The sequence below is a fragment of the Enterobacter mori genome (genome assembly GCF_025244905.1).
Lineage (GTDB): Bacteria > Pseudomonadota > Gammaproteobacteria > Enterobacterales > Enterobacteriaceae > Enterobacter > Enterobacter mori_A.
Window position 1 is genome coordinate 60,158 of the sequence record NZ_CP104285.1, and the last position, 21,986, is coordinate 82,143.

At 57.0% G+C, this 21,986-nt stretch carries 23 protein-coding genes; 12 read left to right on the forward strand and 11 right to left on the reverse strand.

The features are described from left to right. The first annotated feature begins 214 nt into the window (after positions 1-214). Entirely contained in the window at positions 215-1,165 is a 951-nt protein-coding gene (locus N2K86_RS00300; RefSeq protein WP_260660072.1) for a LacI family DNA-binding transcriptional regulator, read from the forward strand. Between the two features lie 61 nt (positions 1,166-1,226). Here the strand turns inward: N2K86_RS00300 and N2K86_RS00305 are convergent, their stop codons facing one another. The 6 genes from N2K86_RS00305 to N2K86_RS00330 all read right to left on the reverse strand — a co-directional run bounded on the left by N2K86_RS00305 (position 1,227) and on the right by N2K86_RS00330 (position 9,126). Further along, positions 1,227-1,523, reverse strand: a complete 297-nt coding sequence (locus N2K86_RS00305) for a YicS family protein (RefSeq protein ID WP_260660073.1) — start codon at positions 1,521-1,523, stop codon at positions 1,227-1,229. A gap of 82 nt (positions 1,524-1,605) precedes the next feature. Then, positions 1,606-2,763 carry a multidrug effflux MFS transporter gene (locus N2K86_RS00310; RefSeq protein WP_260660074.1) on the reverse strand — a complete coding sequence of 386 codons (1,158 nt, stop codon included), beginning with the start codon at positions 2,761-2,763 and terminating at the stop codon, positions 1,606-1,608. 49 nt (positions 2,764-2,812) lie between these two features. Further along, positions 2,813-4,177, reverse strand: a complete 1,365-nt coding sequence (locus tag N2K86_RS00315) for an efflux transporter outer membrane subunit (protein ID WP_260660075.1) — start codon at positions 4,175-4,177, stop codon at positions 2,813-2,815. Further along, complete coding sequence (locus N2K86_RS00320; protein ID WP_260660076.1) at positions 4,177-7,287, reverse strand: efflux RND transporter permease subunit; 3,111 nt, start codon at positions 7,285-7,287, stop codon at positions 4,177-4,179. The genes N2K86_RS00315 and N2K86_RS00320 overlap by 1 nt, the downstream gene beginning before the upstream one ends. Continuing rightward, positions 7,287-8,408, reverse strand: a complete 1,122-nt coding sequence (locus N2K86_RS00325; protein ID WP_260660077.1) for an efflux RND transporter periplasmic adaptor subunit — start codon at positions 8,406-8,408, stop codon at positions 7,287-7,289. The genes N2K86_RS00320 and N2K86_RS00325 overlap by 1 nt, the downstream gene beginning before the upstream one ends. Before the next feature lie 148 nt (positions 8,409-8,556). After that, positions 8,557-9,126: a TetR/AcrR family transcriptional regulator gene (locus N2K86_RS00330; protein ID WP_260660078.1), complete on the reverse strand. Its 570-nt coding sequence runs from the start codon at positions 9,124-9,126 to the stop codon at positions 8,557-8,559. A 186-nt stretch (positions 9,127-9,312) separates the two neighbouring features. Between N2K86_RS00330 and N2K86_RS00335 the strand changes: the two genes are divergently transcribed. Beyond that, positions 9,313-9,732: a GNAT family N-acetyltransferase gene (locus N2K86_RS00335; protein ID WP_260660079.1), complete on the forward strand. Its 420-nt coding sequence runs from the start codon at positions 9,313-9,315 to the stop codon at positions 9,730-9,732. Here N2K86_RS00335 and N2K86_RS00340 read toward each other — a convergent pair. Beyond that, positions 9,729-10,376, reverse strand: coding sequence for a TetR/AcrR family transcriptional regulator (locus N2K86_RS00340; protein ID WP_260660080.1), 648 nt, complete (start codon positions 10,374-10,376; stop codon positions 9,729-9,731). The genes N2K86_RS00335 and N2K86_RS00340 overlap by 4 nt on opposite strands. Positions 10,377-10,454: 78 nt before the next feature. On the opposite strand from N2K86_RS00340, the gene N2K86_RS00345 reads away from it, so the two are divergent. From N2K86_RS00345 to N2K86_RS00370, 6 genes are all read left to right on the forward strand, one after another. Continuing rightward, positions 10,455-11,954 carry an MDR family MFS transporter gene (locus N2K86_RS00345; protein ID WP_260660081.1) on the forward strand — a complete coding sequence of 500 codons (1,500 nt, stop codon included), beginning with the start codon at positions 10,455-10,457 and terminating at the stop codon, positions 11,952-11,954. Between the two features lie 117 nt (positions 11,955-12,071). Next, positions 12,072-12,332 (forward strand): antitoxin, encoded by a 261-nt coding sequence (locus N2K86_RS00350; protein WP_216358243.1) that lies wholly within the window; start codon positions 12,072-12,074, stop codon positions 12,330-12,332. Positions 12,333-12,335: 3 nt separating this feature from the next. Beyond that, positions 12,336-12,734, forward strand: a complete 399-nt coding sequence (locus N2K86_RS00355) for a type II toxin-antitoxin system VapC family toxin (protein WP_260660082.1) — start codon at positions 12,336-12,338, stop codon at positions 12,732-12,734. 188 nt (positions 12,735-12,922) lie between these two features. Next, positions 12,923-13,723 (forward strand): lipoprotein NlpA, encoded by an 801-nt coding sequence (gene nlpA / locus N2K86_RS00360; RefSeq protein WP_260660083.1) that lies wholly within the window; start codon positions 12,923-12,925, stop codon positions 13,721-13,723. A 122-nt stretch (positions 13,724-13,845) separates the two neighbouring features. After that, complete coding sequence (locus tag N2K86_RS00365; RefSeq protein ID WP_260660084.1) at positions 13,846-14,625, forward strand: MBL fold metallo-hydrolase; 780 nt, start codon at positions 13,846-13,848, stop codon at positions 14,623-14,625. Between the two features lie 25 nt (positions 14,626-14,650). Next, entirely contained in the window at positions 14,651-15,604 is a 954-nt protein-coding gene (locus tag N2K86_RS00370) for a GlxA family transcriptional regulator (protein WP_260660085.1), read from the forward strand. Between the two features lie 28 nt (positions 15,605-15,632). Here the strand turns inward: N2K86_RS00370 and N2K86_RS00375 are convergent, their stop codons facing one another. From N2K86_RS00375 to N2K86_RS00390, 4 genes are all read right to left on the reverse strand, one after another. Then, positions 15,633-16,721 (reverse strand): AAA family ATPase, encoded by a 1,089-nt coding sequence (locus tag N2K86_RS00375; protein WP_260660086.1) that lies wholly within the window; start codon positions 16,719-16,721, stop codon positions 15,633-15,635. Positions 16,722-16,867: 146 nt separating this feature from the next. Beyond that, positions 16,868-17,827: a YbgA family protein gene (locus tag N2K86_RS00380; protein WP_260660087.1), complete on the reverse strand. Its 960-nt coding sequence runs from the start codon at positions 17,825-17,827 to the stop codon at positions 16,868-16,870. 103 nt (positions 17,828-17,930) lie between these two features. Continuing rightward, positions 17,931-18,344 (reverse strand): hydroxyisourate hydrolase, encoded by a 414-nt coding sequence (gene uraH, locus N2K86_RS00385; protein WP_260660088.1) that lies wholly within the window; start codon positions 18,342-18,344, stop codon positions 17,931-17,933. 99 nt (positions 18,345-18,443) lie between these two features. Continuing rightward, a complete protein-coding gene (locus tag N2K86_RS00390) occupies positions 18,444-19,169 on the reverse strand; it encodes a MerR family transcriptional regulator (protein ID WP_010426471.1) in 726 nt (241 codons plus the stop codon). A 117-nt stretch (positions 19,170-19,286) separates the two neighbouring features. Between N2K86_RS00390 and N2K86_RS00395 the strand changes: the two genes are divergently transcribed. The 4 genes from N2K86_RS00395 to N2K86_RS00410 all read left to right on the forward strand — a co-directional run bounded on the left by N2K86_RS00395 (position 19,287) and on the right by N2K86_RS00410 (position 21,956). Then, positions 19,287-19,811: a lipocalin family protein gene (locus N2K86_RS00395; protein WP_260660089.1), complete on the forward strand. Its 525-nt coding sequence runs from the start codon at positions 19,287-19,289 to the stop codon at positions 19,809-19,811. Positions 19,812-19,889: 78 nt separating this feature from the next. Next, positions 19,890-20,888: a class I SAM-dependent methyltransferase gene (locus N2K86_RS00400; RefSeq protein WP_260660090.1), complete on the forward strand. Its 999-nt coding sequence runs from the start codon at positions 19,890-19,892 to the stop codon at positions 20,886-20,888. Between the two features lie 103 nt (positions 20,889-20,991). Next, complete coding sequence (locus N2K86_RS00405) at positions 20,992-21,462, forward strand: acetyltransferase (RefSeq protein ID WP_260660091.1); 471 nt, start codon at positions 20,992-20,994, stop codon at positions 21,460-21,462. A 206-nt stretch (positions 21,463-21,668) separates the two neighbouring features. Beyond that, positions 21,669-21,956, forward strand: coding sequence for a DUF6966 domain-containing protein (locus tag N2K86_RS00410; RefSeq protein WP_260660092.1), 288 nt, complete (start codon positions 21,669-21,671; stop codon positions 21,954-21,956). Positions 21,957-21,986 lie beyond the last annotated feature (30 nt).

Sequence of the window (21,986 nt, forward strand, 5' to 3'; positions counted from 1 at the left end):
GACAGAAGTGTGACAACCATCAAGATCCCTTACTTATGAGGCTAATTAACCGGATGTGCATCACATAATTTGGCTGTTTTGACATCATTTTGAGTGGAAACGGAAAATCGGTTTCCATGAAAAACGGAAACGGATATACTCCATTCTGGCTATAATCTGAGCCGAAGCGGTGATGGAATTTGCAGGCGTGAAGTCGGCCTGCCAGGGGAGAGAGATGTCTACAATCAACGATGTATCACGTCTGGCCGGGGTGTCTAAAGCCACGGTATCACGGGTGTTGAGCGGATCACGCGGTGTGAAGGAAGCCAGCCGTCAGGCCGTTCTGAAAGCGGTGGATGAGCTGAACTATCGGCCCAACGTGATTGCCCAGTCGCTGCTCAGCCAGTCGACGGGCTGTATTGGGGTGATTTGCGCGCAGGAGAACATTAACCAGACCACCGGTTATCTCTACGCGCTGGAAAAACAGCTCAGCCAGCATCAAAAACACCTGCTGCTGCGCTTCGCGCATAGCAAAGCGGAAGTGATGCACGCCCTTGAAGAACTCTCCTGCGGGCTCTGTGATGATATCCTGGTGATTGGCGCGCGTTTCCCGCTGGATGTCGACATGGACAACGTGATTCTGGTCGACTGTATGGAGTCTGATAATTCCAACAGCATCCAGTTCGATCACGCGTTTGCCGCCGAAACCGCCTGTAACTATCTCACCAGCCAGGGGCGTCGCCAGATTGCGCTGATCCACCCGCAGGGCAGCGGTTTTGCCGACCAGGTGCTGCTCGGCTACAAGCACGCGCTGGAGAAAAACTTCCTGCCCTTTAATCGCAACCTCGTCTTTATGGACGCCACCTCGTCGTCCGTTGCGCTGCAGGAGCTGTTGAACAACGCAACCACGCTGAATTTCAACGCGCTGCTGGTGGCCGACGAGCAGGAAGCTCAGCGGGTGATCCCGCAGCTGCATGCGTTTAATAAATCGGTGCCGGACGACATCATGGTCTTTAGTCTGGGTGGATCGCTGCATCTGCCGGGTATTCCGGTGATCCCGGCGATTGAATATTCCATGGACGCCATGGCGGCGCGCATTGTGAGCTGGCTGACGGAGAAAACGCAGATGCTGGGGTCGTACGTGCTGCGCGGGGATTTAATTATTCCGGACATGCGGAAGCGTTAAAAATATTTAGTAGGCCGGGTAAGGCGCAGCCGCCACCCGGCGAGAAACACATTTCCAGCCCTCAGTAATCCTCCATACAATCCACCTGACTGACCGCATCCCAGTAGGCGTCCAGATTGTCGCGCTTCACGGCGGTGATGGCGTTTTTGATCAGCAGCTGGTTGGCCTCCGATGACAAAATCATTGCCTGCCAGGCCTTATCGCTCTGCTTTTTTTGTGGCGTGCAGGTTTTCTTCACATCTTTCAGAACCTGCTGTTTTATCAGGGCATCTTTCGCCGGATCGTCCTTCTCCTGAGCGTGGACAAACGCGGCGAACAACAGGCAAACGAGCAGGCAAACCAGGTGCGCAGCTTTCATCGAAACCTCCAGTTAACGTCACATGCTTCCCATGAAATATATCGTTACATTCAGTGTAGCGATTCAAGCCAAAAGTATGAATTTACGCATTCTGCGTGCGAAATCCGATCGCCAGTGCAATGCCATAGCTCACTAACACCGCGAGACTCATTTTCAGCATCGTTTCTCCGCCGATACCCGCGAGAGGCGCTGCGATCCCGCCGAATAAAAACATCAGCATGCCCAGAATGGCTGACGCTGTACCGGACTCCTTCGCGTCGATTGCGCTCATTGCTTCTGAACCCGCAATGGTGCTGATCCCGCTGTTAAATGCGACGGTGAAAAAGAGTGCGATCAGTGCCGGAACGGAAAACTGCATCCACGCAAAGAGCAACGTCAGCCCCGCGCAGGACACCGCCAGAACCAGGCCTGTTCGCATCAATCTTTCCGCCAGATGTCGGCGTGCCAGACGGGAGAAAATCAGCGCTGAGACGATCAGGCCGATACCGTTCACACCGAACAGCAGGCTGAACTGCATTGCGCTCAGGCCATACTCGTTTTGCATGACAAAGGAGGATGCCCCTATATAGGCGAACAGCCCCGCCAGCATGAAGGCCTGGATCAGGCAGTAGCGCATAAAGCGACGATTTTTAAGTACCGTCCTGGCGGTTTGTGCCAGCGATCCCCCGCTCTGTTTCTCTGTGAGGGACTCGCGGATAAAAAGCTGGCTGGCGATCAGCAGCGCCAGACCCGCCCCGGCCATCACCCAGAACAGCATCCGCCAGTCGAAATGCGACGCGATAAAGCCCCCGAGCACCGGGGACACCACGGGCGCGATGCCGTTAACCGTCATCAGCAGGGCAAAAAACTGCGTTAACATCATGCCATGATAGTTATCACGTGCGATGGAGCGGGCAAGTACGGAGCCGCCCGCCCCGGCAATGCCCTGCACAAAGCGCCAGCCGATCAGGGCGTAAATATTCTGCGTGCTGGCACAAAGCACTGAAGCCAGTACAAACAGCAAAAGTGAGAACAGCAGCGGCGTTTTACGTCCGATGCGATCGCTTAGCGGGCCGAAAAAGAGTTGTCCCAGCCCCAGGCCAATCAGCGCCGAGGTGAGAGAAAGCTGCGTCAGCGTTGTGGAGGTGTTGAGTTGAGTGGCGATCTCCGGCAGCGCCGGAAGATAAAAATCGGAACACAGCGGCCCGATCGCCGTCAGCAGGCCAAGGATGGCCGCGAAAGAAAAAGAGAGTTTTGCCATAGGTATTTACTCTGATGGCCGGGCAACGTTGCGCCGCCCGGCAGTGATGTTACTGAATCCCGCCGCCCAGCGACTGCCACAGCGTGATGCGGTTTTCCAGGTCGGTTTGCTGCAGCGCAATCAGCGATTCCTGCGCCGACCACAGCGACCGCTGCGCGGTCAGTACCGTCAGATAATCCCCCGCACCCGCCCTGTAGCTGCGCGTTGCCACATCCAGCGTTTTTTGCTCCGCCGCGACGTATTCGCGCTGGGCGTCGAGCTGCTCGCTCAGCGTTTCACGCCGCGCCAGCGCGTCGGCCACGTCTTTAAACGCACTCTGGATGGCTTTCTCGTAGGTGGCGATCAGCCCCTTCTTCTCCGCTTCCGCGTAGCGCAGCTGTGCCAGGTTGTTCCCGCCGCTAAACAGCGGCAGGGTGATGGACGGTGCAAACGACCAGACCTTCATCCCGTGGCTGAACAGGGACGACAGCGAATCGCTGCCGACGCCCGCGCTGGCGGTCAGTGAAATGGTCGGGAAGAAGTTGGCGCGCGCCGCGCCAATGTTGGCGTTGGCGCTCAGCAGGTTATGTTCCGCCTCCTGAATATCCGGGCGACGCAGCAGCGCGCTGGAGCTGACGCCCGCGGGGATCAGCGTGATGGCGTTATCGCTCAGGCTCTCGAGCGTGCCGGGCAGCAGGTTCTCCGGCACCGTGTCGCCCGCCAGCAGATTAAGGGCATTTTTGTCCTGCATCACCAGCGTCTGATAGCTCGCCACGCTGGCGCGCGCCTGCTGGTAAACCGCCATCGCTTCACTGACGTCCGTAGCGGCCGCCACGCCCACGTCCTGCTGGCGTTTCACAATCTTCAGCGAGTTCGCCGCGCTCTCCATCGTGGATTTTGCCAGCGCCAGGTTGCTGTTATCCGCCGCCAGCGTCACCCAGGCCGTGGTCAGCTCGCTAACCATCGTCAGGCGCGTATTCTGTGCGGTGAACTCGCTGGCAAGCCAGGTTTCACGCGCGGCGCGGGAGAGGCTCTGGTTGCGGCCAAACAGATCCAGCTCGAAGCTGGAGACCGCGCCGTTGGCTTCGTCGCTGGTGGTCACGCCGCTCGCCAGCGTGCGGCTGCGGGTGTGGCTCAGTTCCGCGTCCACCGTCGGGAACAGGGACGAGCGCGTTTCGCCATACTGGGCACGGGCGGCGTCGATATCCGCAATTGCTTTTTGCACGTCGCGGTTGCTGTTGAGCGCCATCGTCACCACGCTTTTCAACCGCGCATCGTTCATCACCTGCTGCCACTGGCTCACCACGGCGGTGGCTTCGCCGTGCGCGCCGGGCAGGGTGGCCGGGACGGGGGCGTCCGGGCGTTGATACGTTGGATCTAATGACACACAGCCTGCGCTCAGCAGCGCTAACGCTAAAACAGATACACGAAACATTATGACCTCCGGTTTGCGTGCTTACCGGAGAACAGACGTTTCACCAGTACAAAGAATAAAGGAACGAAGAAGATCGCCAGCAGCGTTGCGGCCAGCGTCCCGCCGATAATGCCAGTACCAATCGCCACGCGGCTGTTGGCACCCGCCCCGGTTGCCACGGCCAGCGGCGTCACGCCTGCGATAAATGCCAGCGAGGTCATGATGATCGGTCGCAGACGCGTCTGAGCGGCACGCAGCGCGGCGCGCGTCAGGGAGTAGCCTTCGGCCACTTTGGCTTCGGCAAACTCAACAATCAGGATGGCGTTCTTTGACGACAGGCCGATAGTGGTGAGCAGCGCCACCTGGAAGTAGACGTCGTTGTTCAGGCCGCGCAGGGAGGCGGCGACGGCCGCGCCCAGCACGCCAAGCGGGATCACCAGGATGACCGAAATCGGCACCGACCAGCTCTCATACAGCGCCGCCAGGCACAGGAACACCACGAGAATGGAAAGGGCATAAAGGCTCATTGCCTGACCGCTCGCCAGTTTTTCCTGCAGCGACAAACCGCTCCACGCCCAGGTGCTGCCGGATGGCAGGTTGTTTGCCAACTGCTCCATTTTGCTCATCGCCGTGCCGGAGCTGGCGCCGCTGGCGTTTTCGCCCTGAATCTCATACGCCGCCGAGCCGTTGTAGCGCACCAGGCTTTCCGGGCCATACTCCCAGCGGGTGGTAGCGAAGGCGGAGAACGGGGTCATGGTGCTGTCGCTGCCGCGCACATACCATTTGTTAAGATCCGACGGCACCGCGCGATAGTCGCTGTCGCCCTGGATGTAGACCTTTTTCACGCGGCCGCGATCGATAAAGTCGTTCACGTAGGTGCCGCCCCAGGCGCTGGAGAGGGTGTCGGTGACGTCGCTCAGGGACAGCCCCAGCGACACGGCCTTGTTGTTATCGATATCGACCTGCAGCTGCGGCATCTGCGGCAGATCGTTGGCGCGGACGGCGTGCAGCGAACTATCCTGGTTGGCTTGACCAATCAGCTGGTTACGCAGCTTCAGCAGCGCGTCGCGGTCGGTGCCGCCGCTGGCCATCAGCTCAAAGGTAAAGCCGTTGCTCTGGCCCAGGCCGTCTACCGCAGGCGGCGTCATGGCAAAGATGGTCGCATCGCGGATGGTGCTCAGCTCCTGCGTGGCGCGCAGGGCAATGGCCTGAGCGGTATTCTCATCGCCTTTACGCTCTGACCAGTTTTTCAGGGAGACAAACGCCATCCCGGCGTTCTGGCCGCTGCCGCTGAAGCTAAAGCCTTCAATGGTAAAGATCACGTTGGTATTGGCTTTCTCTTTGGTGAGGAACCACTCGCGCACCTGGCGGCTGACTTCGGCGGTACGTACCGTCGTCGCGCCGGCTGGCAGGGTGTACTGCACCATGATTTCGCCCTGGTCTTCCGTCGGCAGGAAGCTGCCCGGCAGCTTAAGCATGGCGAACCCCATCGCGCCGCAGAGCAGGGCGTAGATCACCAGCATGCCGCCGGAACGGCGCAGGGCACGCAGAACCTTATTCTGATAGCCGCGCTCGGTCCTGCTGTAGAAGCGGTTGAACGCGCCGAAGAAGCCCTTTTTGTGCGGCGCCGTGTGGCTCAGAATCGTGCCGCAGAGCGCGGGCGTCAGGGTCAACGCCACCACCACGGAGAGGAACATCGCCGAAATAATGGTGACCGAGAACTGACGGTAAATCACCCCGGTGGAGCCGCCGAAGAAGGCCATCGGCAGGAATACTGCAGAGAGCACCAGCGCAATCGCGATCAGCGCGCCGGAGATTTCGCCCATCGATTTCTCGGTGGCTTCCCGGGCGGGCAGCCCCTCGTCGCGCATAATACGCTCGACGTTTTCCACCACTACGATGGCGTCATCCACCAAAAGCCCAATCGCCAGCACCATCGCAAACAGCGTCAGGGTATTGATGGAGTAGCCGAAAAGCGCCAGCACGCCGAAGGTGCCCAGCAGAACGACAGGTACAGCCAGCGCCGGGATCAGCGTCGCACGGATGTTTTGCAGGAACAGGTACATCACCACCACCACGAGGATAATGGCTTCGAACAGGGTCTGAATCACGTCTTCAACGGAGATCTTGATGAACTCGGTGCTGTCTTTCGGGTAGGCCACGTCGTAGCCTTCCGGCATCGACTTTTTGAACTCAGCAATCTTGTCTTTTACTGCCGTAGCGGTATTGAGCGCGTTCGCGCCCGGTGAGAGCATGACTGCCATACCCGCCGCCGGGTGGCCGTTGAGCTTCGCGGTGGCGGTATAATCTTCGCTGCCCATCTCCACGCGGGCGACGTCGCTGATGCGCACGACCGCGCCGTTGGACTGGCTCTTCACGATGATGTTTTTAAACTGATCCACCGTTTGCAGGCGCGACTGGGCGCGGACGGTGGCGGTCAGCTGCTGGGCGTTCGACGAGGGCAGCGCGCCGATTTTACCGGCGGAAACCTGCACGTTCTGGGCTTCGATCGCGCTTTGCACGTCCGACGGCATCAGCGAGTAGGACGCCAGCTTCGCCGGGTCGAGCCAGATGCGCATCGCGTATTCCGCCCCAAACACCTGCAGGCTCCCGACGCCTTCTACGCGCGCCAGCGGGTCCTGCATATTACTGACCAGCCAGTCGGCGATATCCGAGCTGCTGGCGGCGTCGGTTTTATCGTACACGCCCATGATCAGCAGGAAGTTGCTCTGGGATTTCTCGACGGTGATCCCGGACTGCTGCACCTCGGTCGGCAGGCGCGATTCCGCCTGCTGGACTTTGTTCTGCACCTGTACCTGCGCGGTGTCCGGGTCGGTTCCCTGCTCGAAGGTGACGTTGATGCTCACCGACCCGTCCGAGCTGCTGGTGGAGGTGAAGTAGAGCAGGTTATCCAGCCCGGTGAGCTGCTGCTCGATCACCTGCGTCACGCTGTTTTCCAGCGTCTGCGCGGAGGCACCGGTGTAGGTGGCCGAAATTTTGATCGACGGCGGGGCGACGTCCGGGTACTGCGCGACCGGCAGCGTACGGATCGCCAGCATCCCGGCGAGCATGATAAGAATGGCGATAACCCAGGCAAAAACCGGGCGACGCACGAAGAAACGGGAAAACATCAGGCGTTTCCTCCAGTGGCTTTCATCTCTTCGGCTTTCACTTCCTGCCCGGCGGTCACTTTGTCGGTGCCTTCCACAATCAGCTTATCGCCCGCCTTCAGGCCGTTCAGCACCAGCCATTTGTCGCCATAGGTGTCGCCCGTCTCCAGCTTACGCTGCTCGACTTTGTTGCTGGCATTCACCACCAGCGCGGTGGCGGTGCCTTTGGCATCGCGGGTGATGCCCTGCTGAGGTGCCAGGATCGCGTCGTTCATGATGCCTTCATCCACTCTGGCGCGGACAAACATCCCCGGCAGGAGCTGATGCTGCGGGTTCGGGAAGACGGCGCGCAGCGTGACCGAGCCGGTTGATTCATCCACCGCCACTTCGGTTAACGCCAGGCGGCCTTTCTCGCTGTAGGTGCTGCCGTCTTCGAGGATTAACGACACGCTTAGCGTATCGCTATTGGTGGCGAGGGTTTGCTTGCGTAAACGCAGCAGATCGGCGCTGGAACGGGTTAAGTCGACGTACATGCTGTCCAGCCCGCGAACGGTGGCGAGCGCGGTATCCTGCTGGGCGGTCACCAGCGCGCCGGGCGTGACGGAGGAGATGCCGATGCGTCCGGCAATCGGTGCGGTCACGGTGGTCCAGTTGAGGTTAATGCGCGCGCTCTCCTGTGCGGCCTTCTTTGACTCGACGCTGGCCTTGTCCTGCGCGCAGGTGGATTTCGCGTCTTCGGCGTCCTGGCGCGACACGCCGTCATCTTTCACCAGCTGCGCATAGCGCTGGGCTTTCTGGCAGTCGGCCTGCACCAGCGCCTGCGCCTGCTTCAGCGCGGCGGCGGCTTCATCGTAGGCGGCGCGGTAGCTGGATGGGTCAATTTGATACAGCGCCTGCCCGGCCCTGACCGTATCGCCTTCGGTGAACAGCCGCTTCTGGATAATGCCGCCCACCTGCGGGCGCACTTCGGCGCTCATGGCGGCAGTGGTGCGGCCGGTTAGCTCACTGACGACGGATACAGGCTGGCTCATGAGGGTGACAATCCCCACTTCCGGAAGAGGACGTTGGGGAGCAGATGTTTGCGCATTATCGCACCCTGTCAGGAGGAGTAATGCCGCGATGGAGGTTGATATGGTTTTCATAATCTTTTTCCAGGGTGAACGATGCCTGCCCTGTTAATCGCTTAACAGGGAGGAGGGTTATTTAAAGGCACAGCGATACCGCATCTCTGGCTGAGCCAGAAATGTAAAAAAGGGGAATTACTTATTCCCGCTAATTATTCATATGTGATTACTTCGCAGAGAAAAGCATATTTAAAATATCCTGATAAAGAGGTTCTAATTGTTCTGACGGTACTTTTAATGGCGCGAGTCGACGATAAATCGTTCCTTCGATCATCACGGCGGTAATCTCCACGCAGCAGCGAATATGCTCATCGCTCAGGTGGGGGAACTGCTTTTTCAGGTGCTCGCAGGCGTTGGCGAACATGCGCGATTCGGCTTCTATCAGCATCGTCGCCACCTGCGGATTTCGCGTGGCCTCAGCGGACATTTCCAGCATCAGCGCATCGTCGTCTTCATTGAGCGTTTGCCGCCAGGCGAGGGCCTGCGGCATCCCCTCCACCAGCGTTTTGCCCTGCATCTCCTCGATGCGCGAGTCGATGATGCGGCGGATCATCTCTTCGATAATCGCGTCTTTGTTACTGAAATAACGGTAAATTTGCCCGACACTGAGCTTCGCCTCGCTGGCAATTTGCGACATGCTGGCGGCGTGAAACCCGCTGGCGCGAAAGCAGCGGCGCGCGGCGGTGATGATCTCGTCCTGGCGCAGTTTTTGTCGTTCTTCCAGCTTTGTGCTCATTGTCGGCTACCGTGTAAAAGTGAGAATGATCGTTCTCATTATACGTTTTAGGTGCGTATTGGAAAGGCTTTTTTTATTTACATATTGAATGAATATTTCCTGGATTAAACAATGGAGGAAATAAGGAGTTTTTATGAAGGTTAAGCTGTGAGATATTCAGATTGCGCTGAAAATAAGGAGAACAATATGCAGTTGAGCATCACTGAAAAAGTTACGCCTGAAGAAAAAGAAGAGTTATTAACGGGGCTGAGAGCCTATAACGGGCAGTTTTTAGATCTGGCGAACTTCAGCGGCGATATTGGCGTTTACGTGCGGGACGAAAACGGCACCATGCTCGGCGGGCTGATTGGGGTGCGTAAAGGCGACTGGCTGAATATTGATTTTCTTTGGGTCAGCGATAGCGTGCGCGGTTCCGGCGTCGGCAGCGAGCTCATCAAAACGGCAGAAGATGCAGCCCGACGCAAAGGCTGCAAGCACGCGCTGGTCGATACCGCCAGCTTCCAGGCGCGCCCGTTCTATGAAAAACAGGGCTACCGGCTACAGATGTCTTTGCAGGATTACCCCTATGCGGGCATGCAGCGGCATTATCTGGCAAAGGCGCTTTAACCGCCGATCCCGGTGCCGATTACGGCAAGCGCATGACGGACAATGATTTCCGGCGAGAGGGGTTTTAGCCTCTCGTCATTGCGCATGCGTGAGAACGGCACCAGCACCAGGCTCAGTAAGGTGGTAAACAGCAGTTCCGGTGCCAGCGCCTGATTCAGCTTCCCTTCCTGCTGCCAGCCTTTGATGGTGGCAAGCGTCGCCTGATACTTCTCGTCACCAAAGCGCGCCTGAAGATGGGTGCGCAGTACCGGCATTTCGCCTATCACCTCCTGCATCCACAGCGGTGCAAACCAGTGATACTGTTCCGCCAGTTCGGCCAGCACCTTAACCATTTCCGTCAGGGCGTTCACCGGCGAACCCCGGTTATCGGCGAAAATCGCCCCGATCTTCTCGCGTAACGGCAGAAAACGCTCCTCAATCATCGCATCCAGCAGCTGCTCTCGGGAGTTGAAGTAGTAGTGCAGCATCGCGGGCGTGACGCCCGCCTCTTTAGCAATGGCGTTGAGTGAGGTGTTGGCGATCCCCTGACGGGAAAAGAGGTTCAGGGCGATATCCAACAGCTGTTCGCGGCTGGCGGTGACGCGTTTACCTCCGCGAGGGCGGCCGGGACGGCGCGGTTCAGAATTGTCTTTTAATGCTGGCATGACCACGGTGCCTCTTGATCTTATTCATCACTTCCACAAATATTAATTATGCGATTAATTAATTTCAAGCGATCTGTTATGGAATCCGACGTCATGAACCCACCCGCGCAAAAAGCGCCGTCGATTAAGCTGCTGTTCAGCGCGCTGCTGCTGGTGATGCTGCTTTCTGCGCTTGATCAAACCATCGTCTCTACGGCGCTGCCTACCATTGTCGGTGAGCTGGGCGGCCTGGATAAGCTCTCCTGGGTAGTGACGGCTTACATACTCAGTTCCACTATAGTTGTGCCGCTGTACGGTAAATTCGGCGATCTGTTTGGGCGCAAAATTGTCCTGCAAATCGCCATTGTGCTGTTCCTCGTGGGCTCCGCGCTGTGCGGGCTGGCGCAAAACATGACCCAGCTGGTGCTGATGCGCGCCCTGCAGGGGCTGGGTGGCGGAGGCCTGATGGTGATCAGCATGGCCGCCGTGGCGGACGTGATCCCGCCAGCCGATCGCGGGCGCTATCAGGGGCTGTTTGGCGGCGTGTTTGGCCTGGCGACCGTAATTGGGCCGCTGATAGGCGGGTTTATCGTCCAGCATGCTTCCTGGCGCTGGATTTTCTATATCAACCTGCCGCTGGGGTTGTTTGCGCTGCTGGTAATAGGCGCGGTATTTCACGGTAGCGCGCGGCGCAGTAAGCACGAGATTGACTATCTGGGGGCGATTTACCTCAGCATGGCGCTGCTGTGCATCATTCTGTTTACCACCGAAGGCGGCACCGTTCGCCCGTGGAGTGACCCGCAGCTGTGGTGCATTCTGGCTTTTGGCCTGACGGGGATCGCCGGGTTTATCTATGAGGAGCGGCTGGCGTGGGAGCCGATTATTCCGCTGTCGCTGTTCCGCGACCGCAGCTTCCTGCTCTGCAGCCTGATTGGCTTTATCATCGGTATGTCGCTGTTTGGCTCAGTGACCTTCCTGCCGCTGTATCTGCAGGTGGTGAAAGACGCCACGCCAACGCAGGCCGGTTTGCAGCTCATTCCGCTGATGGGCGGGCTGCTGCTGACCTCGATTATCAGCGGCCGGATTATCAGCCGCACCGGGAAATACCGCCTGTTCCCGATCCTCGGCACGCTGCTCGGCGTGGTGGGGATGTTTTTACTGACGCGCATTTCAATCACGTCACCAACCTGGCAGCTTTATCTGTTCACCAGCGTGCTGGGTATGGGGCTGGGGCTGGTGATGCAGGTGCTGGTGCTGGCGGTGCAAAACAACGTGTCGGCGGATCAATATGGCGTAGCCACTTCTGGCGTCACGCTGTTCCGCTCCATTGGTGGGGCCATCGGCGTCGCGCTGTTTGGCGCGGTATTCACGAATATTCTGCAATCGGGGCTGGCGGACAGTCTTCCGGAAGGCGCGGAACTGCCGCGCGAGCTGAACCCGACCGCCATCCATCATCTGCCTGACGCTCTGAGGCTGGACTACCTTGATGCGTTCGGCTCGGCCATTCATGCGGTATTCCTGCTAGCGGCAGGGATTATGGTGCTGGCGTTTGCGCTGTCGTGGTTTTTGCGGGAAGCGCCGCTGCGTCGGCAGGCGTGAGGTTAGCGGTTCGGTTATTTTTTGCGAGTCGCTTTCTGAAATTGAAGCGTCGAAGTTGTCATGCCTTCTCGTCGTGGCGCATGCTCTGGCCAGTTCAATAAACCAGCAGAGGTTACAATGGAGCGCACAGCAAAACTGATCAAAAAAGGGCGAAAGCAGGCTGTTGTTCTGCCTGCTGAGTTTGCGTTTGATACGGAGAGCGTTTACATCCGGCGGGATGACGAGGGGAATGTTGTTTTGACGGCAAGATCGGAGAAAGAGCGACACAGGGATAACTTTTTGCGTTTGCTCAAACAAACGCATGTGCCGGATTCGTTTCTGAGCAAAGAGGAGCGTAATCAGAGCTATTCGACACGAGATCCTCTGGAAGGGCTGTAGAACATGCTGCATATGCTGGATACAAACATCGTAAGCCATCTTGTGAGGCAACACCCCGAGGTTCTAAATCAATATTCGCGTATTGCGCCCGAAAAAATGTGTATTTCAAGCGTAACGGAGGCTGAATTACTTTACGGCGTAGCCAAAAAGCAAAACAACCAACTGCACAAAACCATAGTGGAATTTCTAAAAACCATCACCATTTGCGACTGGGACAGTGAAGCCGCAGCCGCCTACGGCGAGCTTCGTGCAGTGATGGAAAAGAAAGGGAAGGTGATGGGCGATCTCGACCAGCTGATTGCTGCGCATGCCATCAGCCGGGGTACGACGATTGTCACCAACGATCGCGCATTTGGGATGGTGCAAGACCTTAGAATAGAGGACTGGACTACCGCAGCCTGATGCCCATCGCCCGGTGGCGCTTTGCTTACCGGGCCTACAACACCTCCGCGCGTAGGTCGGGTAAGCGCAGCGCCACCCGGCAATAGGCCGCATATAACTTATCCTTCTTATTGATTCCTTTTCGTTTTTTAGCGCGCCGTCGCGTTGTCGATATAGTCTTCAAAACGTCTAACAAAAGGAACTGTCTCGTGAAACTTCGACTGGGTGCGCTTCTCCTGACTGGCCTGCTGCTCGCGGGCTGTGACCAAAGCAGCAATGATGCCAAACACATTAAGGTCGGCGTGATTAACGGTGCCGAGCAGGACGTGGCGGAGGTCGCTAAAAAGGTGGCAAAAGAGAAATACGGTCTGGACGTGGAGCTGGTGGGCTTTAGCGGATCGCTGCTGCCCAACGATGCCACTAACCAGGGGGAGCTGGATGCCAACGTCTTCCAGCATCGCCCGTTCCTTGCAGAAGACAACAAGGCACATGGCTATAAGCTGGTAGCCGTGGCGAACACCTTCGTCTTCCCGATGGCCGGCTACTCCCGCAAGATCAAATCGGTGAATGAACTGAAAGACGGCGCAACTATTGCCATTCCAAACGACCCAACCAACCTCGGTCGCGCGCTGCTGCTGCTGCAAAAAGAGAAACTGATTGTCCTGAAGCCGGACGTTGGCCTGCTGCCGACGGCGCTGGATATCACCGCAAATCCTAAAAATCTGAAGATTATGGAGCTGGAAGGCGCGCAGCTGCCGCGCGTGCTGGACGATCCGAAGGTGGATGTCGCCATTATTAGTACCACCTACCTCCAGCAAACCGGCCTGTCACCGGTTCATGATAGCGTCTTCATTGAAGATAAAAATTCGCCGTATGTGAACATTGTCGTGACGCGTGAAGACAAGAAAGATGCGGAAAACGTGAAGGAATTCATACAGTCGTATCAGTCGCCAGAGGTGGCAAAAGCGGCCGAAACGATCTTCAACGGCGGCGCGGTGCCAGGCTGGTAAAAAAACCGGGAAAAACGCGGTTGCTTTAACTGGCCCAATTCCATCGATCATCGCCCTTTAGCCCACATCGTAACACGTGGTCACGGGCTATTCTCCTTATCACACCAACCGGAGGATAGCCCATGAACATTACTCAGATTCGCAATGCCACTCAGCTGATTACCTACGCGGGAAAACGTTTTTTAGTTGACCCCATGCTTGCGCCGAAAGGTGCTTACCCGGGTTTCCCGGGTACGGCGCATTCAGATATTCGTAACCCGACCGTTGAACTACCTGTTGAGGTTACTACGCTGCTCAATGCCGATGCGGTGATTGTCACCCACACGCACGACGATCATTGGGATCAAACCGCCATTGCACTGATCGCCAAAGACAAACCTATTTATGTACAAAACGACAGCGACGCCGCGCTGCTGCGCAGCCAGGGATTTACCCACCTGACGGTGATGACCGAAGAGACCGTATTTGATGACGTAAGCATCGTGAAAACCCACGGCGGCCAGCATGGTACTGACCGCGCTTATGCGGTGCCGGAGCTGGCGGAGCGCCTGGGCGAGGCCTGCGGTGTGGTCTTTCGTCATCCTGACGAAAAGACGCTTTATATCGCTGGGGATACCATCTGGCGCGAAGAAGTGGCGACCGACATGCAAAAGCACCAGCCGGACGTCGTGGTACTGAACGCCGGTTACGCGCATGTGATTGGTTTTGGCCCTATTATCATGGGCGAGCAGGATGTGCTGAACGTGCATTTTCTGCTGCCACAGGCGCAGATTGTGGCGACCCATATGGAGGCCATTAACCACTGTCTGCTGACCCGTCGTGCACTGCGTGAATACGCCGAAGCCAACCAGTTTAGTGATGCGTTGAGCATTCCCCAGGATGGTGAAAGCATTATATTCTGAGCACCACAAAGGGAAGGAGAGAGTGATGTCACTATTACATGTTGCCATTGTCGCGGTGGATGGGTTTAGCCCATTCCACTACTCCGTTCCCTGCATTTTGTTTGGCGATACGGTATCGGGCGAAAAGCGCTTCAATGTCACGATTTGCGCTGAAAAACCAGGGTTTCTGACATCAAAAGACGGTTTTTCACTCAATGCTACGCAGGATTACTCCGCCATTGAGCAGGCTGACATTGTTGTCGTGCCCTACTGGCAGCACGTCCTGGAGCGTCCGCCCCAGACGTTGATCGACAGCCTGGTTCTTGCAAATCACAGGGGCGCAGAAATTGTCGGGCTGTGTCTGGGATCGTTTGTGCTGGGCTATGCGGGCATTCTCGACGGCAAGCGCGCTGCTACACATTGGGAGTTTGAACGTCAGTTTCAGTCGCTCTTCCCGAACGTCCAGTTGGATATCAATGCGCTCTACGTGGATGACGGCAATATCATCACCTCTGCCGGAACCGCGGCTGCGCTGGACTGCTGCCTGTATATCATTCGTCAGCGCTTTGGCAGCGTGGTCGCCAACCAGATAGCTCGTCGGATGATTGTTCCGCCCCACCGCGAGGGCGGACAGGCGCAGTTTATCGCCCAGCCGGTACCCAAAGATACCCGTGATGGACGCATTAACTGCCTGATCGACTATCTACAGCAGCACATCACCGAACCGCATAGTCTTGACTCGCTGGCGGACGTGGTCTCGATGAGCCGCCGCACCCTGACGCGTCATTTTGTTAAAGCCACGGGGATGAGCGTCGCCGACTGGCTTACCGCCGAGCGCCTGCGGCGCAGCCAGATCCTGCTTGAAGCCGGAAATATGCCGATTGAGCGCGTGGCTGAACTGGTGGGATTTAATTCCGCCGTCACCTGGCGACAGCAGTTTAAAGCGCGTTTTGGGGTGAGTCCTGTGGAGTGGCGGAAGACGTTTCGGACTCGTTTGTAGGCCGTGTAAGCGCAGCGCCACCCGGCATTTACCCCAGCCTCTCCACCTTCGTTTCCCCTTCCACCATCGACAGCTGATATAGCGAGAAAGATCGCTGCTTCTCAATCAACTTCGCCAGCTCCGGCGAGTGGCTGGTGAGCCAGATTTGCGAGTAGCGGCTGGCCTCGGCGATTAAGCTCGCCAGCGCGGGCAGCATCTGCGGGTGCAGGCTGTTTTCCGGTTCGTTCAACGCGATAAACGCCGGTGGGCGCGGGCTGAGCAAGGCCACCGCCAGGCACAGAAAACGCAGGGTGCCGTCGGAGAACTCCGCCGGTTCCAGCGGCCTGCTCAGGCCCTCGCGCTGCATCATCATGCGAAAACGTCCGCCGGTGTTGTCGCTGTAAAACACGCAGCCGGGGAATGCCTGGTCGAGAATGCGCATCAGCAGCATTTCATCGCCAATTTCCACGATGGTCTGAAACGCCGCCGCCAGGTTTGCGCCGTCGCTGGCCAGTACCGGGGAGCGGAAACCCACCTGAGGCGCGCGCATCGCTGAGCCGATTGATACAGAAAACTCGTGATAAAAGCGCCAGTTACGCAGCGACTCGCGCATCTGCGACACTTCCGGGTAAAGATGCGGCTCGCCGAGCTGTCCGAACACCGATTCGTTCTCATACAGCGTGCCGCTGTGGGTGACTTTCTCGTGATGCACGTTATTCAGAAATACGGCCTGATTTTTACGCTTCATCAGCTGTGACGACGGGCGGCGGTATTGACCGCTCAGCCAGATGGACTCTTCTTTGATCACCGGATCGAGCTGAAACTGTGAGGGATAAGGAAGTTTTTCGACAAAGCCTACCTGCAGTTCGTATTCGTAGGTCTCTGTTTCCACCGCCAGATTCATCCGCCGCAGCTGGTCGCTGCGGGTTTTGCCTGCCCAGAACACCTTCAGAATGCCGCCCTCGTTCGCCAGCGCATGGGAAAATTGCCCCTGGGCGGCGCTGTGCATCAGGTATATCGCTTTGTAGATATTGGATTTACCGGTACCGTTCGGCCCGAAGACGATGTTGAGCTGCTCCAGCTCCAGCGACATATCGCGGATGGAGCGGTAGTTTTGAATGTGCAGGGTGTTGATCACAGGCAGGCCCCTTTCTGCAGAATAAACCTGTATATAATCACAGTCTTTTAGATAAAATGCAAAAAAGAGACGACAGTGAGGATGTCGTCTAAACGGGGTACTGCTTTGGGCCTCTATGGGTCAAATGGGCCTTCGCATTTTTATCATCAGGTTACTGCCAGACGCAGACCCAAATCATCAGGATAGGGATCAAAGTAGTTTTGCGTCATCAGATACCGGTCAGGGTATTCGGCCATGTAGTGTTTCAGCAGCGTCAGCGGCGCGAGGATGGGCAGCAGCCCGTCGCGATAGTGCAGGATCACATCGCGCAGTTCGACGCGCTGGCGGCTGTTCAGCTGGTTGCGGAAATAGCCCTGAATATGCATCAGCACGTTGGTGTGGTTTTTCCGCGAGGCGGGCTTTTTCAGGATCGTCATCAGCTTTTCGCGGTACGCCACGAAGAAGGCGTCCAGATCTTCCCATTCATGCAGCGACGCGACGAACGGGCCAATCTCGCGGTAGCCCGCCTGATGGTGCGCCAGCAGCTGCAGTTTATAGCGGCTGTGGAAATCCAGTAGCCCACGGCGCGTCAGGCCTTTGGCCCGGAGCGTATTCAGCTCGTGCAGGGCAAATACCCGCTCGATAAAGTTTTCCCGCAGCACCGGGTCGTGCAGCCGACCGTCTTCCTCCACGGGCAGCCACGGGTAGGTTTCAAGCAGGGCGGCGGTGAACAGCCCGACACCCTCCTTGCGGCCCCGGTTGCCGTTTTCATCATACAGCCGCACGCGTTCCATGCCGCAGCTTGGTGATTTCGCACAGACGATAAATCCCGACAGATCGCCGATTTTTGGCAGGTAGTCCGCCGTAAAGTCGGCCATTTTCTGGGTAATGTCATCATGGGGTGGTTTGCTGAAACGGAGCTGCGTTTCGCTACTGTCCGTCAGCGTCAGGCGTATGGCCGGGCGAGGCGTTGGCAGGCCAATCGCCATTTCCGGGCAGACGGGTCTGAAACTCACCCACTGGGCCAGTTCATCCATGACAAAGCCCATACGCTTGTGTCCGCCGTCGAAGCGAACGGCAGACCCGGTCAAACATCCGCTAATACCGAGTACAGGTTTTGTTGTCATGGTGTGGTCCTCCCGTTCTTACTCTTTAAAACTTACACAGCATGACTAATTTGTCCAAGTATTAGCGGAGTTATTTTTTATTTCCCTTTAAAATCAACGTATCTTAACTGCCTTTGTAAGTTGAATAACCGTACTGGCTCAGCAGGAGAGGGATGTGCAGCTTTTCGTTGGTGCGGGTTACGGTGAACAGCACCGGGATCTCCGGGAAGAAGGTGTCCAGCTTTTTGCCGTGGAAGTAATCCGCGGTTTTAAAGGTCACTTTATAGACGCCGGGCTGCATATCCTGATCCTGCGGATAAAGTGATTTGATGCGTCCGTCATGGTCGGTTTTGCCGCTGGCAACTGGGGTCCATGTGTTCTGCTGCTGTTTTTCCAGCGTGACGGTCACGTCCGATGGCGGCATCCCGGTTTGCTGGTCAAGAATGTGTACGCTCAGCGTACCGGCAGGTGCGGCGCTAAAGGCGGCAGGGGCAAAGGCCATCGAAGCAAGGATTAGCAGAGGGGCAGTTTTTTTCATTGTGTTTTCCTGTGGAGTTGTCAGTCACAGGAAAACGTTAGCATTTGTGGCGCGGGAAAATATTCAACTTTTCGTGAAGATTCCCGCAGGAGAAAATGATCAGAGGATAATCACTTCAAGCGATACCTGCTGCTGCCACTGCTCGATCTGTTTTTTGCGCGCGGCGGTGAGTTTACCGCGCGTGACCAGAAGCCAGTGGCGGTCCGGGAAAATCTCCGGGGCCAGCGTGGCGGGCGGCGTGGGCAAAATATCGATACGGTGACCTTGTCCAGTGCGGGTTAAGGCCTCGAGCCAGACTTCACACGGGTCATTCAGGTACCAGCCGCTGAGCAGAATGTTGTCGCCCGGCGCTTTTTTATCGCCTTCCAGGCAAAACGAGGTGTAGGCGATGATGATGCCGTCGAGGATCTCGCGCAGGGTCATGGCGGCGGCGACGTTTGCCGATACCTGACTGCGCAGCGGGCGCAGCACGTTCGCGACCAGTTCTGGTCTTGGGTACTCGCGTCCTGCGTCGTAAATCATCTGGCGCAGGGACTCGATTTTGCCGTCCTGCAGGCGCTGTAACATGGTCTGCTGCAGCGTGAGCCAGTTGTTGGTCAGGCGCGACGTAGGGCGCTCCAGCAGCGGTTTGACCTGGCCAATCGGGACGCCTTTTTTTACCCAGTCGAGGATTTTTAGCGCCTGCTGGACGTCCTCATCGCTGTACTGGCGGTGGCCGCCCTCCGTGCGCTGAGGCTTGAGTAAGCCGTAGCGCCGCTGCCAGGCCCGCAGCGTAGTGGCGGTGATCCCGCTGAGTCTGGCGAATTCGCCGATGGAGTAAGCCATGTCCGTGTCCAGAGTTGAGGAATACTCTCAATATACTACGAATTTTCGCGGGCGGGATGAAGCGCCGCCGCGGTGCACTACACTTAACTTCCAACCGTGCAAATGAAAGGAATTCTCATGAAGCTATGGCCTGTTGTGACCGGTGTTGCCATTGCCCTGACGCTGGTAGCCTGTAAATCCCCCACCCCGCCGAAGGGCGTGCAGCCCATTTCCGGTTTTGACGCCAGCCGCTATCTTGGCAAATGGTACGAAATCGCTCGCCTCGAAAACCGCTTTGAACGCGGCCTGGAGCAGGTGACCGCCACTTACGGCAAGCGCAGCGACGGCGGCATCAGCGTGCTTAACCGCGGCTACGACCCGGTGAAGAACAAGTGGAATGAGAGCGAGGGTAAAGCCTACTTTACCGGCGAGCCGACCACGGCCGCGCTGAAGGTGTCGTTCTTCGGCCCGTTCTACGGCGGATATAACGTGATCAAACTGGACGATAAGTACCAGTACGCGCTGGTCAGCGGCCCGAACCGCGACTACCTGTGGATCCTGTCGCGCACGCCAACCATCCCGGATGCGGTGAAGCAGGATTACCTAAACACCGCGCGCGGTCTGGGCTTCCGAACCGATCAGCTGGTGTGGGTGAAGCAATGAAGATCGTGCTTTCTTCGTAGGGTTTTACTGGCTCGCCTGGATAGACTTCCGTTAAAAGCCTAACGGAGGGAAGACGACATGAACTGGCAGCCTTTTCGTGGCGATGCACCGGAAAATATGACGATTTTCAGTGCATCCTTTCCCGACGTCAGCGATCGGTGGCCGATGAAAGACGATGCCGTCCGGGAGATCAATGCCATCGATCGAGGACTGAAAGCCGATCCGGCGCTCCGCCCTCCTTTTGTTGAATGGGAAGAGGGCGGCCAGGCGGTGCTTGTCCCGCAGAACCGCTATTCCGAACAAGCCTTTCGCAACCGTCCGGCGCTCACCGCGTGGCGAACCCGGCTGGTCCCTTCTGCGCTGGCGCTGTTTGTGGTGCAAAATCCGCTGGAAGAGCGTCTTCCCGAAGGGACGAAAATGGACAGCGACAGTCGCCAGTGGTTTATCCACGCCAATGACGCCATCGGCGTGCGCTCCCGCGCCCGCGTGCTGGCCGCGCTGGTGGAGAAGTACATTCACAACGAAAGTGAAAATAACTGGGTCAGCCTGGCGAGCGGGGCCGCCATCCCGGTGCTGGAGGCGCTACGCAATGCCAAACTTGATGGTCAGCAGGTCTATCTCACGCTGGTGGATAAAGATGCCGTCGCCCTGAGCTGGGCCGAAACCATGGCGGCGCAGGAAGGCATCGTGGTGGGCGAACAGCTAACCCTGCTCAGGCGCGACCTGCTCCATACGCTGGTGCGTAACGAGGACTTACTGCTGGAGCTGGGCGAGCATCAGGCCGAACTGGTCGACGCGCTGGGGATTTTCGAATACTTCAACGATACCGATGCGGCGGTTTTTCTCCAGCGCGCGCTGCGATTGGTCAAGCCCGGCGGCGCGGTGATTGTGTCGAACATGCTCATCAGCAGCCCGCAAATTGACTTTGTGCTGCGCGGGATCGGCTGGGAGGATATTTACCCGAGATCGTTACAGCAGCTGCAGGATATCCACCTCGCGGCGGGCGTGCCGGTGGAAAACGTCACCGTGGTCGTACCGAAGGATGGGGTATATGCGGTAATGGAGATTAAAGCGTAGCACGGTAGGTCCCCTCTCCCTTGAGGGAGAGGGTTAGGGTGAGGGGGAAACAAGGCGCACAGAGTTGCTTGAATGGATTTGGTTTTCCAATCATGATCCCCCCATGAAAATAGAAACCGCACTCCCCTTACACTTCGAACGCCTGGTCGCCATCTGGGAATCCTCCGTCCGCGCTACCCACCACTTTTTACAGGAAAGCGATATTGCGGCGCTGCGCCCGTTATTGCTCAACGCCTACCTGCCAAACCTCACCGTCGTGATGGCCCAGGATGATGCAGGCGTTATTCACGGCTTTTTAGGTGTGGATGAAAACCGCATTGAAATGCTTTTTGTTGACGATGCGAGCCGGGGGAAGGGCGTTGGTAAACTGCTGCTGCAATACGCCATCGCAGACTTTGGCGCGAATGAAGTCGATGTGAATGAGCAGAACCCGCAGGGCGTCGCGTTTTATCGCCATATGGGGTTTGAGCAGGTCGGACGTTCGGAAGTGGACGGACAGGGGAATCCGTTTCCGTTGTTGCATATGCGGTTGGGGGGCAGGTTTAATACCCTTGACCTGCTCCCCATTGCTTAACACACCATGATGTTACCAAAATGGCCTGACGGTTCTGAATCTGTGGTTGATAGTTTTTATGAGATAAAAATTCCTGCAGGATCGAAGGTCTATGTCGGAGAGGTGGGCTACCAGTCTGATATTTTCCCTGGAGGGACTGAGCAAGTCGTCATCCCTGCGCCCTGGAATATTCCAGGCGTAGAGACGGTTAATTTTTTGGGGGGGGAATGAAATCAGATATACATATGTTACTTAATAAAATCATTGAATTACTTGTCTCTTGTGATGAGAGTGTTTGGTCAAAAAGACTTATTAATTATCGTGAGGACCTGGATTCTGATTATGACCAGACCGTGTTAGCCATCAGGTCTATTTTCGGAGGGGCTGGTTCCTTTAATGACTTAATATTGCAAAATAACGGCAAAATGCTGCGAGCTGAAAACAATACTCTTAACGAGTTATCAGATGAGCTATACAGCTTAATAAAAGCAGCGATCTCAGAGCGTAATATCTGAAAAGTTTTCGCTGAAAATTACTGTGGCAGG